The organism is Stenomitos frigidus ULC18, from assembly GCF_003003795.1.
GTDB classification, from domain to species: Bacteria; Cyanobacteriota; Cyanobacteriia; order Leptolyngbyales; family Leptolyngbyaceae; genus Stenomitos; species Stenomitos frigidus_A.
In genome coordinates this window covers 1-14289 of record NZ_PVWK01000001.1, presented here as the reverse complement: position 1 = coordinate 14289, position 14289 = coordinate 1, and the positions used below count along the sequence as shown (strand labels likewise).

Below are 14289 nucleotides of genomic sequence, written 5' to 3'. Positions count from 1 at the left end.
CAATGTTGTTAAACTTTGTCTTCAAGGTATGGGCATGGAAGAAAAAGGCAACCCTGAAGAAGCAAGTGAACTATTTCTTCAAGCCTGGAACGAAGCGGCATACGACTTTGAAAAATTTATTTCAGCTCATTATGTAGCCCGACATCAAAAAAATGTTTCCGATAAATTAAAATGGCTCGAAACGACTTTGCAGTTTGCATTAAAAATAAATAACGACTCTGTTAAGAGTGCTTTCCCTTCTCTATATTCAAACATTGCTAAATGCTATGAGGACTTAAGCGACCCTGACAAGGCAAAAAAGAATTATGAATTAGCAACTTCGTTTAAGGATAAACCTTCTGACAAAGGCCCTTTTTATCATGGGACGAAAGCAGATTTGTCGGTTGGAGATTTGCTGACAGCAGGGGGCAGTTCTAATTACAAATCTGAACTCAAAATGAATCACATTTATTTTGCAGCCCTTGTTAATGGAGCGGGACTAGCTGCTGCATTAGCAAAAGGCGATGGACGTGAACGTGTTTATATCGTTGAACCGACAGGGGGTTTTGAAAATGACCCGAATGTTACAGACAAAAAATTTCCGGGCAATCCGACACGCTCATATCGCTCCCAAGCACCATTAAAAATCGTTGGTGAAGTGACAGATTGGGTGAGACAAACACCTGAGGAACTCCAAAAATGGCGTGAAAAGTTGGCTAATAACAAAGGAGAAATTATTAATTAGTTTCTGAGGTGCTAATGCCCTGCCCAACATTGGAATAATAGAACTTCTTGAGAAGTATCTAAACAACTCAACTCAACACGTCTATTGCCATGACTCTCGAAGAATTACAATCCAAGCTAGAAGACATTAACCACCTCGTTGTAACCTTTCAAACCTCAGTTGCATTGGAAAAATACTATGCTGAGGATATTGTGATGATTGAAGGTGACGGTACAGTCACTATAGGAAAAGAAGCCTGTCGCCAAGGAAGAGTAATCTTTTTTAACGAAATGTTGGTTGAATTTAGAGAGTCTAGGTTGATCAGTCAAGATATTGCAGTCTCAGCCGATCATACTTATGACTTCGTTGTAGTTTCCAATTGGTACAATGATTTCACCATCAGATATGGTGATCAAGTCATTGATAACAAAAGCAATCAGATCTCGATTGGTTATTGGAAAGATGGTTTAGTTGTCAGGGAGAGTTATAACTACCCAGTGATTTCAATGACCTAACGATCGCCACATAACAATCCGCTTGCACCCGACCGTTTAGAGTCTTTGCGTTGAGTTCGAGAGGTTGTTTGCGGCGGGTGAAGCGGAACGTTGTACCGCAAAATGAGGCTTATAAGTTCTTTCAGGCGGGGGCAGCTGTTAATAACCCGCAACAAGCAGGATGGCAGGCCGTTTCCTCCAGTGTCTGTGTCCATAAATTTTTCCACGATCGCGTCCAGCAGTCCGCCTACTCTCTGATTCCCGCCGACCAGAAACAGGCAACTCACCTCAAAATTGGGCAACGCTTGTGGCAAAATATGGCTGCCCACCTACAAGCGGCCAAGATTTTTGACATCGTCAACCAGCTTAATGTCGGAGCCGAATTAATCCATGATCCGATCGAACGGCAACAACTTCTAATGTTGAACCCCTGAGGGTGCTGTGGGAGTCCGCCCCGGCACCGCATTTTCGTCTACAGGCTTGGCAGTACATAGCAGTTTTCGATTCAGTGAAGTATGCCTTGTGCCGTGAAACAAGGGGCTTAAGCTCCTTGCCTGCACCTCATGCCTGCACCTCATAAAAATGAAAACTGCTATAAGGCAATATTTGGGTTAGAAGAAGGAATTTTCGGGAACTCTAATCAGTGAAGACTTTCGTAAAATTCCTATGAAGCCCTTCCAGGCGATTGGATTATGCCTTATGTCCCTGATGTTTTCGCTCTGGTTGAATAGCTGTTCATCCCCGCCAAGTCAGGTCATTACCTTAAACTTTGGTGGCGCGGGCATGATACGCAGTCCGATGAAAGAGATTGAAGATCTCTACCAGCGCGACCATCCCAACGTTGTGATTAACTCGATCTTTGCTGGTTCTGCCGTGATACAGGCGGCAGTTGAGCGGGGAGAACCTTTTGATGGCGTCTTTTTTGCAGATCTTCCACCGCTGGATAAGTTGCAAGCCAAGGGGCTGATTGTCCGGGAACGCCGCAAGGAACTGCTGACTACGGATATTGTAGCGATCGCTCCGGTTAACTCATCCCTGCAACTGTCTGATTTCCGCGAGCTAACCAGCGATCGCATCAAAACCGTGGCGATCGGCAACAACAATCTTGCGATGGGTCGGTATACCCATAGTCTGCTGACCCGGTTGGGGATTACTCAAGTTGTGGAGTCGAAGGCCGTGGTCGTCAAGGTAGATGTGCGGGAAGTTTTGGCCGCCGTTGAGCAAGGAGAGGCTGAAGTGGGTATTACCTATCTCTCAGAAGCGAAAAGCTCTGCCAAAGTCAGGGTGTTAGCGACCGCACCAAAGGATTCTTATGATCCGATCCGAGCCTGTGGAGCGTTGGTCAAAGCCTCTGCCCATGCCCAGGAAATGCAGGCATATCTGGATTTTTTAAGCAGCGATCAGGCCATGGCAGTCTTTGAAAAGTTTGGGCTGCATACGGTGCGGTCATAGAAACAAGGAGTCAGGCAGGAGATAGGAGCAATGAACCGACAACCCAATTTTCTCAAAACCGTTGCTGCAAGCCTGGGAGTGGCTACCTCCCTGGCGCTGGCTGCCAGTGGTATCGCCCTCGGGAGCGCAAACCGCACCCTGGACATTAACCACCAGATTGCTGAAGATTTAGCAACCCTCAATACCCTGAGATCTCTGACCAGTGCCCTCAAGGATACTGAACGATTGCAGGAACGATACCTGCTGACCGAGGAAAAATCTACCTTGAAGGTATTTGGACTGCGCATGATCGATGTGGATCAGGAAATGCGGCAACTGCAAGCCTCAATGCAAACCGATTTTCATGCACAAGAAACGGCCGTAGGTCAGCGGCTAGAAGCATTCATCATTCGACGCCTGCGACACCTGCGGCAGGGCATTGAACTTCGGCAAACAAAAGGGCTAGATGCTGCCATTGACCGATCGCCAACCTTACTGTTTGACGAAGCGACGTTGCTGATCCAACAGATCGAAGCCAACGAAACCGTGTCCATACGGCTGAAACAGCAAGCGGCTACAACGACTGCGATTCAGGCAATGGGAGCGTTTGTCATCGGGATTGGACTCAACCTGGCAATTATTCTCTGGACGTACTCTCTGATTCGGCGCGAAACCCTGAAACGGAATCAAGCGGAAAGTGGACTCCAGCAAAGTAACCAGATGTTGGAGCAAAATTTGAGTCAACTTCAAATTGCCAAGGAAGCAGCAGAAGTTGCGAACCATGCCAAGAGTGAGTTCCTTGCCAACATGAACCACGAACTTCGCACTCCGCTGAACGGCGTCATGGGCTATGCTCAGATTCTCCAGCGCGACCCCGCCACCACGGCTAAACAACAGAAGGGGTTGGGCGTGATTCATCAGTGCGCTTCCCACCTGCTGACCCTGATCAACGACATTCTGGATCTGTCGAAGTTGGAAGTGCAAAAGATGGATCTCTATCCCCAGGATTTCCACTTTGCCAACTTCCTCACAACTACTGTAGAAATCTGCCGCATTAAAGCCGAGCAAAAGGGGATTGCCTTCGCTTACCGCCCCATGCCGAATCTGCCCACGGCAGTCTATGCCGATGACAAGCGCCTGCGCCAGGTATTGCTGAACTTGCTCAGTAACGCCGTCAAATTTACCGACTTCGGCAACGTTACCTTTGCCGTTACAGTCGTGGAGTCTGGAGAATCCTCCCACGCCCCCCACCCCACACCCCCCATCCCTTCCACCAGAATTCGCTTCCAGGTCGAAGACACCGGCATTGGCATTCCAACCGAAAAATTGACTGCGATCTTTTTGCCGTTTGAGCAGGCTGGAAAGCGCGATCGCAATAGTGAAGGCACCGGATTAGGACTGTCCATCAGTCAGCAAATTGTCCAGATGATGGGCAGCACCATCCAGGTCAGCAGCACCCCCGGTAAAGGCAGCACATTCTGGTTTGAGGTCGATGTACCCATCGCCAGAGATTGGCTTGCGCAACCGGCGGCGAACCACCAAAAAGTCATTGGCTATCAGGGCCACCAGCGCAAAATTTTGGTGATTGACGATCACCGGGAAAATCGCGCCGTAGTGATGGGAATGCTGGAACCCCTGGGCTTTAAGCTGGCTGAGGCAGAAGATGGGCAGTCCGGTCTGGATACTGCCCTCCAACTGCGCCCCGATTTGATCATTACTGATGTGATGATGGCCAAAATGGGCGGACTGGAAATGACCCGCCGCCTGCGAGCCTTACCCGATTTCGTCAAACTGCCCATCATTGCTTCCCCTGCCAGCCTGTCTCAGGTGAATATGCAGGATGTGATCGATGCAGGATGTGATAGCTTTTTCCCCAAGCCGATTGAGTTTAATGGATTGCTCAGTCAGTTGCAGCGTCACCTGGAGTTGCAATGGATTTATGAAACGCCAGCAGAAGCGGAAGGAGTTTCCGTCAGCGTTGCGAATAGTGCGGATTGGATTGTGCCATTGCCAGCGGAACTGGTCACGCTTTATCAAGCGGCCAAAGATGGCTTTATGAGCGATATCCAGCAGGAAGCCAACCGCCTCAAGCAACTCAATCCGCAGTATGCGCCCTTTGCGAACAAATTGCTGGATCTGAGTCACAAGTTTGATGACGAAGCCATTCTTGATCTGCTCGAACCTCATGCTCTAGCGCAAAACTGAACCTTCAAACCGTCTACTAGTAGGAATTTCTCATTTGTAACTTTCAATCTTGCATAATCTAAGGAGTCTGCCTGTGTCTGCTGAAACCCCATCTGGAACCATTCTGGTGGTAGATGATAACCCTACCAACATTCAAGTCTTATTTGATGTCCTGAGTGAGATTGGTTATCGGGTGGCGATCGCCAAAAGTGGAGAAGCGGCCCTGCAACGCCTTCAGTCCTATCAGCCTGATATCATTCTGCTGGATGTGATGATGCCAGGCATTGACGGGTTTGAAACCTGCCAGCGACTCAAAGCAGATGCCACCACCCGCGACATCCCTGTGATTTTTATGACAGCCCTTTCCGACTCGGTGGATAAGGTCAAAGGGTTGAGCCTGGGCGCAGTGGATTACATTACCAAACCCATCCAGCATGAAGAAGCACTGGCAAGGATTCGAGTGCATCTGCAACTGGCGGATGCCCAAAAAAGATTGGAACAACACACAACTGAACTCTCTCAGACATTGGATCATCTGAAACAGACTCAGGTGCATCTGGTGCAGAGTGAAAAATTGTCCTCTCTGGGGCAATTAGTGGCAGGTGTCGCCCACGAAATTAATAATCCCATCAATTTCATCGCCGGCAACCTTATCCCCGCCGAAGAACATATCCAGGATCTGATAACTTTTCTGGAGTTGTACCAGGAGTGCCACCCCCACCCCCACCCAAAAATTCAGGCATGGATGGACGAGGTTGATGTCGAGTATCTGGCAGAGGATCTACCCAAGCTGATCAATTCTTTGAAACTGGGCAGCGATCGCATCCGTCAACTTGTCCTGTCTCTGCGAAACTTTTCCCGCCTGGATGAAGCACAATCCAGCCCGATCGATATCCATGAAGGCATTGAAAGTACCCTGGTGATTTTGCAACACCGTCTCAAAGCTCGACCCGATCATCCCGGCATTCAGATTATTCGCGACTACGAACAACTGCTCCCCGTGAAATGTTACTCTAGCCAACTAAATCAGGCCTTTATGAACATTCTCAGCAATGCCATTGATGCCCTAGAAGAACGGGATCAAGAACGTGGTTTTGCGGACATCAAAGAGAATCCCAGTACGATCATCATTCGTACAGAATTCTTGCCGCATCAGGCGATCGCCATCCGCATTGCCGATAATGGTTCTGGGATTGAGAAAAGCATCTGTGATAAACTATTTGAGCCGTTTTTTACCACCAAACCGATCGGCAAAGGCACCGGACTGGGGCTTTCCATTAGCTACCAAATTGTCACCGAAAAACATGGCGGCAAACTCTACTGCCAATCTATACCAGGACAGGGAGCAGAATTTGTGATTGAAATTCCAGTTCAGCAGTCCCTCTATCAAGTTGCTTAGGAATGAGAATTAAATGGCTCTCCCTGATCCCCGGTTTTAACCGTAGCATAAGATACAAAATTTTCCGTAATAAAGGGCTGAAACGCCCTGTTACGGCTACATAAGACTTACTTGTAACCACAAAACCGGGAGAGCCAGTCAGTGAATTCATGTGGTTTATGCATACATACATTGCACTTTTCAGAGGAATTAATGTCGGCGGCAAAAACTCTTTGCTAATGAAGGATCTCGCGTCCATTTTTGAGATCCTTGGTGCCAGCAATGTTAGAACATACATTCAAAGTGGCAACGTGGTATTTCAAAGTGTGTCAAAAGACATTTCTAGCTTCTCCAAAAGACTTGGCATTGAAATCAGAGAACGATGCGGATTCAAGCCACATGTTCTTGTGATCGAACTTTCTGAAATTGAAACGGCAATTACGAATAATCCATTTCCAGAAGCAGAATCTGAACCTAGTTCATTGCACCTTGGTTTTTTAGCATTTGCACCAGAGAACCCGGATTTGAAGAAACTGGAAAGCTTGAAGAAGGATAGCGAGCGGTTTTGTTTGATCGGTAGCATCTTTTATCTACATGCACCGGAAGGCATCGGTAGGTCTAAGCTTGCTGCGAGTAGCGAGAAGTTAATTGGTGTACCCATGACGGATCGTAACTGGAATACCGTTTGCAAGCTAAAAGAAATGGCAACACTCATTGCGTTGCCGCCCAACAATTCAAATGCAGCGGACGTTTGAGAGTCGCTAGTAATGAGTTCAGGGTTTCTACCGCCGCTGATTTGAGCCGTTGGACTGAAAATCTCAGCCTAACTGTTGGGTAGATGAAGTTGGAGTGTTCTGCGAGAATTGGTAAGAGCAGTTGTTTAGTTATAGTAATTGACAGGAAGCTGAACATCTGACATCTGCTACCCGACCCATAAATTTAGGAAAATCAGGATGTCTGAGAACTGGAGAAGTAAAGTCGTTACCGAAGGAGTGCAGCGATCGCCCAATCGCGCTATGCTGCGAGCGGTCGGTTTTGGTGATGGAGACTTTCAGAAACCCATCGTGGGTGTCGCCAGCGCCCACAGCACGATCACGCCCTGCAATATGGGAATCGCAGCCCTGGCAATGGAAGCAGAGGCAGGCATTCGGCTAGGGGGCGGCATGCCTCAGATCTTTGGTACCATTACTGTGAGTGATGGCATTTCGATGGGCACCGAAGGCATGAAGTATTCCCTGGTGTCACGCGATGTGATTGCCGACTCCATTGAAACCGCCTGCAACGCCCAGAGTATGGATGGTGTTCTGGCGATCGGTGGCTGCGACAAAAATATGCCAGGAGCCATGATTGCGATGGCGCGGATGAATATTCCAGCCGTCTTCGTTTACGGTGGCACCATCAAACCAGGGCATCTGGAGGGAGAAGACCTGACCGTGGTGAGTTCCTTTGAAGCGGTGGGTCAATATAGTGCGGGTCGCATTGATGAAGTGCGTCTGATGTCCGTGGAGCGCAATGCCTGTCCAGGAGCGGGTTCCTGTGGTGGCATGTATACGGCTAACACCATGTCCTCGGCGTTTGAGGCAATGGGCATGAGCCTAATGTATTCCTCTACGATGGCGGCGGAAGATCCTGAGAAAGCTGAGAATACGGCACTGGCAGGAAAAGTCCTGGTGGAGGCAATTCGCAATAATCTGCGTCCTCGCGATATCATCACCCGCCAGTCGATCGAGAACGCGATCGCGGTGATCATGGCAGTCGGTGGTTCGACCAATGCGGTGCTGCACTTTTTGGCGATCGCCCATTCTGCTGGCGTTGACCTGAAACTGGATGATTTTGAAACCATCCGTGCCCGTGTTCCCGTGCTGTGCGACCTCAAGCCCTCCGGTCGTTATGTCGCCACCGATTTGCACAAAGCGGGCGGTATTCCTCAAGTGATGAAAATGCTGTTGAACCACGGCTTAATTCATGGCGATTGCCTCACCATTGCCGGAGATACCATTGCCGAGCGCTTGCGGCAGGTTCCCGATGAGCCTCGCGCTGACCAGGATGTCATTCGTCCCTGGACTAACCCCATGTACGCCACGGGACACCTGGCAATCTTGAAAGGCAATCTGGCCACCGAAGGAGCCGTCGCTAAAATCACAGGCATCAAAAAAGCACAGATCACTGGCCCCGCACGGGTGTTTGACTCTGAAGAAGCCTGTCTGGATGCGATTCTGGCAGGCAAGATCGTTGCCGGAGACGTGATTGTCATTCGCTACGAAGGTCCCAAAGGCGGACCTGGAATGCGGGAAATGCTGGCACCAACCTCTGCCATCATTGGGGCTGGTTTGGGCGATGCCGTTGGGCTGATCACCGATGGACGGTTTTCTGGCGGCACCTACGGCATGGTGGTGGGGCATGTGGCACCGGAAGCCTATGTGGGCGGCACGATCGCCCTGGTTCACGAAGGCGACTCCATCACGATTGATGCCACAGCCCGCTTGTTGCAGCTCAACGTGCCTGACGAAGAACTAGATCGTCGCCGCGCTCAATGGCAAAAGCCAAACCCTCGCTATACCTCTGGCGTTCTGGCGAAATATGCCACTCTGGTATCCTCCAGCAGCCTGGGTGCCGTTACCGATCTCAACGTGTCGCCTTGATCAAACCGGAGTCATCGCGCCTGCATCATTTTGGATCAGGTTTGGGATTCGCGATCGCAGGAGAATCAAGTCTCTTGCGATCGCAAGATCAATCAACACGCAGGTGTTTGAGTTCTTATCGTTGGACTAGGGGTTAAAAATCAATGCTCGACCGCGAACCTGTTCATTAAATTTGCCGCGCTCGTATACCACTTGCCCCCCCACGATCGTGATCACAGGCCAGCCAGTCAAATTCCATCCCTCAAATGGACTCCAGCCACACTTCGTTTGAAGTTCTTCGCGCAGGACAGGATGATACGTGTCTAAATCCACCAGCACTAAGTCTGCATCGTAACCAGGAGCGATCGCGCCCTTCCCGACAATCCCATAGGCTTTTGCCACTGCCGTAGACATCCAGTGAGAAACCTGAGCCACGCTACATCGCCCCTGCATCGCCTGGGTGAGCATTAGCGGCAAAGAGGTTTCTACTCCAGGCATTCCCGATGGCACCTTGGCAGGCTCTAGAAAAACGGTCGTTGCAGATGCTTCCTCATCCGCCTGGTTTGTGGGCGTTGCCCGACCCTTTTCGGCCAGCGTATGGGGCGCATGATCGGTGGCAATAAAATCAATCACACCATCCTGAAGTGCCTGCCACAACACCTCATTGTCATGGACACTCCGAATCGGCGGGTTCATCTGAATCAGTGACCCCAGTTTTTCATAGTCGCCCGTATTGAGCAGCAGATGCTGGGGTGTGACTTCCGCTGTCACCCACGCTGGCTTCTCCTGACGCAGCAGTTCGGCTTCTTCTGCTGTGGAAAGATGCAGAATATGGAGTCGTCGCCGATATTTTTTAGACAATTTGAGCGCCAGTTGCGTTGCGTTGAGCGCCGCTTGATTATCTTGAATCACGGAATGAATGGCCGGATCGGTAATGCCTGCAAATTCTTGCCGCCGTTGGGCAATCCGCGCTTGGTCTTCGGCATGAACGGCGATCAGGCGGGTGCCGGTTGCAAAAATGCGATCTAACGCGCCTTCTTGATCAACCAGCAGATCGCCATGCATCGACCCCATAAAAATCTTGATGCCGGGAGTTGGAGTTGCTGTTTGCAGGTCAGGTAAGTTTTCTGCCGTGGCTCCGATAAAAAAGCCAAAGTTCACAAAAGACTTTTGGGCGGCTCGTGTCAGCTTATCGTTGAGGGCCGCCTGATTAATGGTCAGCGGTTTTGTATTGGGCATTTCTAAAAAGGACGTCACGCCGCCACGGGCACAGGCACGGGATGCTGTGGTCAGATCTTCTTTGTGCTCTAACCCCGGTTCACGGAAATGCACTTGGGGGTCAATGACGCCGGGTAGCAGGGTTAGATGGTTAGCCTCAATAACAGTATCAGCCGTGCGGTCAAGGTTTGAGCCAATCTCTCCAATCAAGCCTCCCTCAATCCACACGTCAGCGGATTGAAAGTGCCCATTGGGGAGTAAAACCCTGGCGTTGCGGATCAATAACGTGCGGTCGGGCGATGGGGTCATGCTAAACCAGAAAATACTGCTTCCATCTTAGGAAATTACAAGCCAAATTTTGTCCGACCATGAGAAAACTCAGTTCAGCAGATGTCGCCCACCTTTCTAGAGCAAGCCCACCCAAACCTGAGACAGTTTCTCCGTTACGAGTTTCAAGCCGCTATCTTCAAGGATGTGCAGAGGTTGCAGTCCAACAACGCCCATGCGCATCGAGCGCCAAAAGTTGATCGGTTATGATGCAAAGGTTGTCTGTAGCCGCTCAAGCGACGCGTTAGGGTGCTTGATTGGTCGAGAAGACCACGGTTCAAATCAAGTTTGCGTGAAATGAACGATTGTTGAGGAGCGCGCGGATGACCCATACCTTCTTTGCAAATCGGGTTGGCGTACTAGCCACGATGCACCGTAAAGAAAAAGTGATTGCACCCATTTTGGAACAGGCGTTAGGCATCAAGCTTCAGCTTCCCGAAAACTTTAATACGGATCGGTTTGGCACCTTTACTCGCGATCGCGATCGACCGGGTGATCAAAGATCAACCGCACGCTTAAAGGCTGAAAACGCACTGGAGCTTACGGGCGAAAGCTTGGCGATCGCCAGCGAAGGCAGCTTTGGACCCCATCCTGGCTTTCCGATGATTGCCTGCAATTGTGAGTTAGTCGTCTTAGTCGATCGCGTTCACAACCTAGAGATTTTCGGTCAAGAGATTTCTATAGAAACAAACTATAGCCATACAACCGTTCGGAGTGTGGAAGAAGCGCAGATTTTTGCTCAAACTATTGGCTTTCCAGAGCATGGATTGGTCGTCATGCCTCACGCATCGACTAAAAACCCGAATGAGATTGTGAAAGGCATTGTCAGTGAAGCACAACTGCTAACCGTCGTGACCGAAGCCCTGCGGCGATCGCCCACCATTCACCTAGAAACTGACATGCGGGCGCTCTACAACCCAACCCGCATGAACGTGATTGCAAAAGCCACCACCAACCTCGTTAATGCGATTCAAAGCACTTGTCCCAACTGTGCCTATCCCGGCTTTGAGCCAGTCGAATATCAGCCCGGTCTGCCCTGCGCCCTGTGCCATTTTCCCACAGATCTCACCCGTGTCGCCATCCACCACTGCCAGCACTGCGGGTTTCGCCAAGAAAAACTGTTCCCCGATGGCATCGAAGCAGCAGATCCGGCACAATGTCCATACTGCAATCCTTAATGTCGTTTCTATAGAAGCGATATTAAGATCTTATGTAGCTTCAACTCATCCTGTCTAACAAGTCGTTGGAGCGGCGAATCAAGTCTCCCCGTCTACGTTTCAGGGCTACTTTTCGCCGCTCAAGTCAATCGTTAGCTGGCTTCGTTCAGAGTCCTTGCACTTGTCCCGCAAGCTGCTCGCGCAACCGGAAAGTACCCAGAGGGCGATCGATGCTTCTCACACATAAAAATAATGTGAAGTTATCCGCCTAATTCCCTCCAGGAAGGCTACTATCCGTATTAAGTGCGGGATAACACCCCCGATTTAAGCAGTTATCCTGATGTCGAGCCTTATAAGATCGCATTTTGGCGAGTTATCCAGACAAACTTCTGCCTATCTTCCTAATTTAGGGAGTTATGCAGATCCAGATCCGCATAAGATCCCCAAGCTGGGGAGTTATGCAGATTAGACAGGATGAAATCAGTCTAAATAAGAGTTAGCTGGCTCCGCAGTCAGTCTTTGCACTGGTTTTTCAGGGTTGCCTGTTTGTCCGAAAACGCCCAGAATATTGGTTGTTGAGGCAGTGGATTGGGTCTTGTTTGTGCTGGCGAAAGCGCCCAGAAGGTTATCGGTGAGGGCAGTGGTGAGGGGCGATTTGTAGTTCCGAAAGCGCCCAGAAAATTTTGGATGAGGGGTAGTGAGAAGCGATCGGTGCGTCTCTCAGCTAACACGGCAGTGCAGCGGATTGACGGGCGATCGCCGTTGCAGTCTTGGGTTGAGCGGCGGAATACCCGAAAGATTGGAGTGGGTACGGTTGACAAGTAAAGAAAAATGCGGCATTTTTTTTTAACTGTAGGCAATTTCGGAGTAGGAAAGAAGCATCCATGAGGACTGTACGTCAAACATTGGCAGTCGTTGCTAGTGCTGGTTTCGCGATCGCGTCTTTGACAATCGCCCTTGCTGCCAAAGCCGATACGGTTACTGCCCGTTGTGACGTGTATCCCAAAGGGGAAGACCGTGCCAAATCTTCTGGTCTTTGTACCTTTTCACAGCGTCAGGGAGTCGTTGGTATTCAGCTAAAAAATGGCAAACGTTATGACTTAGTTCCGGTGGGGAATAACCCCGGCAACTACCGTGATCAAAATGGTCGTGCTGCCTATCGGCAATCTGGACTGGGTGACAAGGGGCAAATCTTCCGCCTCGCCACTGAGTCAATTTATGTCTATTGGGATCCGGCTCCCTATAATCAGCAGAATAGTCAGCAGAGCACCCAGCCTGCGCCTAATACAGCGGCGAAGTCGCCCACTCCCCTTACCTATATGACGCTGCGAAATGCGAATGAGATCGTTACGCAGATCACCGAGGGAGAATTTAAATTCCGGGGAACCTTGCGTAGAACCTCTGGCAATATGTTTGCTGGAGAGGATAGTCAAGTACGGGTGATGTACGATAAAGGCACCAGCCGCGTTGTCGTCATTAACAAGGTCACGGGCACAGAATTTTACAATTACTTCTTTTCCACCGCCAATGAAGGAAGGTTATAAACTCCCGTTTTAGTTCGCAGTGCTTTGAGACTGTCACTCCGACGTCTTAAGGCAGTCGGAGTGATTGGCATGAAGTAATTTCGCACCCAACACGTCCAGTTTAGGTCAGCGACTACGGCTTACTTAGACCTCGGAGGTTCAGAACTCTCCGAGGTCTAAATGTTTAGATGCTTGATTGGTCAATTATTAGAAGGAAGTCATCATGTTACTGAAACGGAATTTATCATTATTTCTCGCCGCGATCGCCCTTCTAGGAGTCGTATCGCCTGCTCTGGCTCGTGGTATTTCCACCCTGAGAGCCAGCAATCCTAATGCGCGCATCAATGTGCGATCGCAACCTACTATTAACTCCAGTTCACCCAGTTATGGTCTACCGGGCGATCGCGTGAAAGTCATTCAATGCGTCCAAGATCGCGATCGTCGCGGCAGCGACTTGAACTGGTGCAAGGTGCAATTTGTGCAGTCGAAAGCGATCGGTTGGATTCGTAGTGATTTCATTATCTTTTCTGATGGTGGTAAGTAATCGATTCGGGTAAAACCGTTGTCTCGGTAACATGACGATTAATTTCTTGAGGAGTTTGATAGTGTGATGGACTTAAAACCTGTTGTTGGAACTGGCGCGATCGCTGCGATCGCGCTTTTAATCGCCTATCCTGCGATCGCTCAGTCTGTGCCCTCTACTGCCAGAAATGCCTGTATCCAAAGAACCGCTGAAGAAATGGGAGTGGCAACCCGCATTGTATCCGTGACCAGTGCCGGTCCAGTCAGTGCTGAAAGTGGCGCAGTTACCCTGTTCATGCGGAATAACAAGACAAGCCAAACGGCAGAATGCCGCGTCAACACCATTGATAACACGGTTTTGTCGGTCAACCTGGGTGGCGGCAATAGTGGCGGCAATGCTGCGGGTCAGAATCCAGAATTCTGGGTTGTAACCGCATCCAAAACCTTCCTTAAAGCCAACCCTGGCCTATTGTCCAAAACCGTGACCAATAATGTCCCAGGTGGAACAGTTTTGCGGAACCTGCGCTGCCAGAGGCAGACACTGCCCACTTGGTGCGAGGTTGAATTCCGCGACGATCCCAGCGTCAAAGGTTGGGCGTGGACACCCAATCTCAGCCCCTATACTGCGAGCACATCTCCATCGACTCCTTCTACCCCTTGTATCTTGAGGGTGGAGAGATAGACCGATTGCCCTTAGATGCTTGACATCGTGCAGAAGCTAGGGTCATCTC

14 protein-coding genes are annotated in these 14289 nt (G+C 49.9%); 13 read left to right on the top strand and 1 reads right to left on the bottom strand.

Annotation, left to right across the window (positions count from 1 at the left end; all coding sequences use genetic code 11):
- The first annotated feature begins 253 nt into the window (after window positions 1-253).
- From arr to ilvD, 8 genes are all read left to right on the top strand, one after another.
- Window positions 254-724: an NAD(+)--rifampin ADP-ribosyltransferase gene (gene arr / locus C7B82_RS34890; protein WP_422632147.1), complete on the top strand. Its 471-nt coding sequence runs from the start codon at window positions 254-256 to the stop codon at window positions 722-724.
- Between the two features lie 89 nt (window positions 725-813).
- Window positions 814-1218 carry a hypothetical protein gene (locus tag C7B82_RS00065; protein ID WP_106254277.1) on the top strand — a complete coding sequence of 135 codons (405 nt, stop codon included), beginning with the start codon at window positions 814-816 and terminating at the stop codon, window positions 1216-1218.
- Between the two features lie 50 nt (window positions 1219-1268).
- A complete protein-coding gene (locus C7B82_RS00060) occupies window positions 1269-1631 on the top strand; it encodes a hypothetical protein (RefSeq protein WP_146141003.1) in 363 nt (120 codons plus the stop codon).
- Between the two features lie 265 nt (window positions 1632-1896).
- A complete protein-coding gene (gene modA, locus C7B82_RS00055) occupies window positions 1897-2649 on the top strand; it encodes a molybdate ABC transporter substrate-binding protein (protein WP_219903802.1) in 753 nt (250 codons plus the stop codon).
- A 30-nt stretch (window positions 2650-2679) separates the two neighbouring features.
- Entirely contained in the window at window positions 2680-4833 is a 2154-nt protein-coding gene (locus tag C7B82_RS00050; protein WP_106254274.1) for an ATP-binding protein, read from the top strand.
- A gap of 73 nt (window positions 4834-4906) precedes the next feature.
- Window positions 4907-6211 (top strand): sensor histidine kinase, encoded by a 1305-nt coding sequence (locus C7B82_RS00045; RefSeq protein WP_106254273.1) that lies wholly within the window; start codon window positions 4907-4909, stop codon window positions 6209-6211.
- Between the two features lie 158 nt (window positions 6212-6369).
- Window positions 6370-6945 carry a DUF1697 domain-containing protein gene (locus C7B82_RS00040; RefSeq protein WP_106254295.1) on the top strand — a complete coding sequence of 192 codons (576 nt, stop codon included), beginning with the start codon at window positions 6370-6372 and terminating at the stop codon, window positions 6943-6945.
- Window positions 6946-7143: 198 nt separating this feature from the next.
- Window positions 7144-8832: a dihydroxy-acid dehydratase gene (gene ilvD, locus C7B82_RS00035; protein WP_106254272.1), complete on the top strand. Its 1689-nt coding sequence runs from the start codon at window positions 7144-7146 to the stop codon at window positions 8830-8832.
- Between the two features lie 126 nt (window positions 8833-8958).
- Here ilvD and C7B82_RS00030 read toward each other — a convergent pair whose 3' ends face one another.
- A complete protein-coding gene (locus tag C7B82_RS00030; RefSeq protein WP_106254271.1) occupies window positions 8959-10338 on the bottom strand; it encodes a dihydroorotase in 1380 nt (459 codons plus the stop codon).
- Window positions 10339-10679: 341 nt separating this feature from the next.
- On the opposite strand from C7B82_RS00030, the gene C7B82_RS00025 reads away from it, so the two are divergent.
- The 5 genes from C7B82_RS00025 (at window position 10680) to C7B82_RS00005 (ending at window position 14240) form a co-directional block, all read left to right on the top strand.
- Complete coding sequence (locus tag C7B82_RS00025) at window positions 10680-11534, top strand: DUF6671 family protein (protein WP_106254270.1); 855 nt, start codon at window positions 10680-10682, stop codon at window positions 11532-11534.
- A 666-nt stretch (window positions 11535-12200) separates the two neighbouring features.
- The gene (locus tag C7B82_RS32895; RefSeq protein ID WP_219903801.1) at window positions 12201-12338 is read left to right on the top strand and encodes a hypothetical protein; all 138 of its coding nucleotides are present in this window, start codon (window positions 12201-12203) and stop codon (window positions 12336-12338) included.
- A 59-nt stretch (window positions 12339-12397) separates the two neighbouring features.
- On the top strand, window positions 12398-13057 hold the full coding sequence (locus C7B82_RS32890; RefSeq protein WP_219903799.1) for a hypothetical protein: 660 nt from the start codon (window positions 12398-12400) through the stop codon (window positions 13055-13057).
- Window positions 13058-13259: 202 nt separating this feature from the next.
- Window positions 13260-13580: an SH3 domain-containing protein gene (locus tag C7B82_RS00010; RefSeq protein WP_106254269.1), complete on the top strand. Its 321-nt coding sequence runs from the start codon at window positions 13260-13262 to the stop codon at window positions 13578-13580.
- Between the two features lie 66 nt (window positions 13581-13646).
- A complete protein-coding gene (locus C7B82_RS00005) occupies window positions 13647-14240 on the top strand; it encodes a hypothetical protein (RefSeq protein WP_106254268.1) in 594 nt (197 codons plus the stop codon).
- The last annotated feature ends 49 nt before the right edge of the window (window positions 14241-14289 follow it).

Coding starts and splice junctions, on each gene's coding strand:
- C7B82_RS00065 (WP_106254277.1), top strand. CDS start 814: ATGACTCTCGAAGAATTACAATCCAAGCTAGAAGACATTAACCACCTC.
- modA (WP_219903802.1), top strand. CDS start 1,897: ATGTCCCTGATGTTTTCGCTCTGGTTGAATAGCTGTTCATCCCCGCCA.
- C7B82_RS00050 (WP_106254274.1), top strand. CDS start 2,680: ATGAACCGACAACCCAATTTTCTCAAAACCGTTGCTGCAAGCCTGGGA.
- C7B82_RS00040 (WP_106254295.1), top strand. CDS start 6,370: ATGCATACATACATTGCACTTTTCAGAGGAATTAATGTCGGCGGCAAA.
- ilvD (WP_106254272.1), top strand. CDS start 7,144: ATGTCTGAGAACTGGAGAAGTAAAGTCGTTACCGAAGGAGTGCAGCGA.
- C7B82_RS00030 (WP_106254271.1), bottom strand. CDS start 10,338: ATGACCCCATCGCCCGACCGCACGTTATTGATCCGCAACGCCAGGGTT.
- C7B82_RS00025 (WP_106254270.1), top strand. CDS start 10,680: ATGACCCATACCTTCTTTGCAAATCGGGTTGGCGTACTAGCCACGATG.
- C7B82_RS32895 (WP_219903801.1), top strand. CDS start 12,201: ATGAGGGGTAGTGAGAAGCGATCGGTGCGTCTCTCAGCTAACACGGCA.
- C7B82_RS32890 (WP_219903799.1), top strand. CDS start 12,398: ATGAGGACTGTACGTCAAACATTGGCAGTCGTTGCTAGTGCTGGTTTC.
- C7B82_RS00010 (WP_106254269.1), top strand. CDS start 13,260: ATGTTACTGAAACGGAATTTATCATTATTTCTCGCCGCGATCGCCCTT.
- C7B82_RS00005 (WP_106254268.1), top strand. CDS start 13,647: ATGGACTTAAAACCTGTTGTTGGAACTGGCGCGATCGCTGCGATCGCG.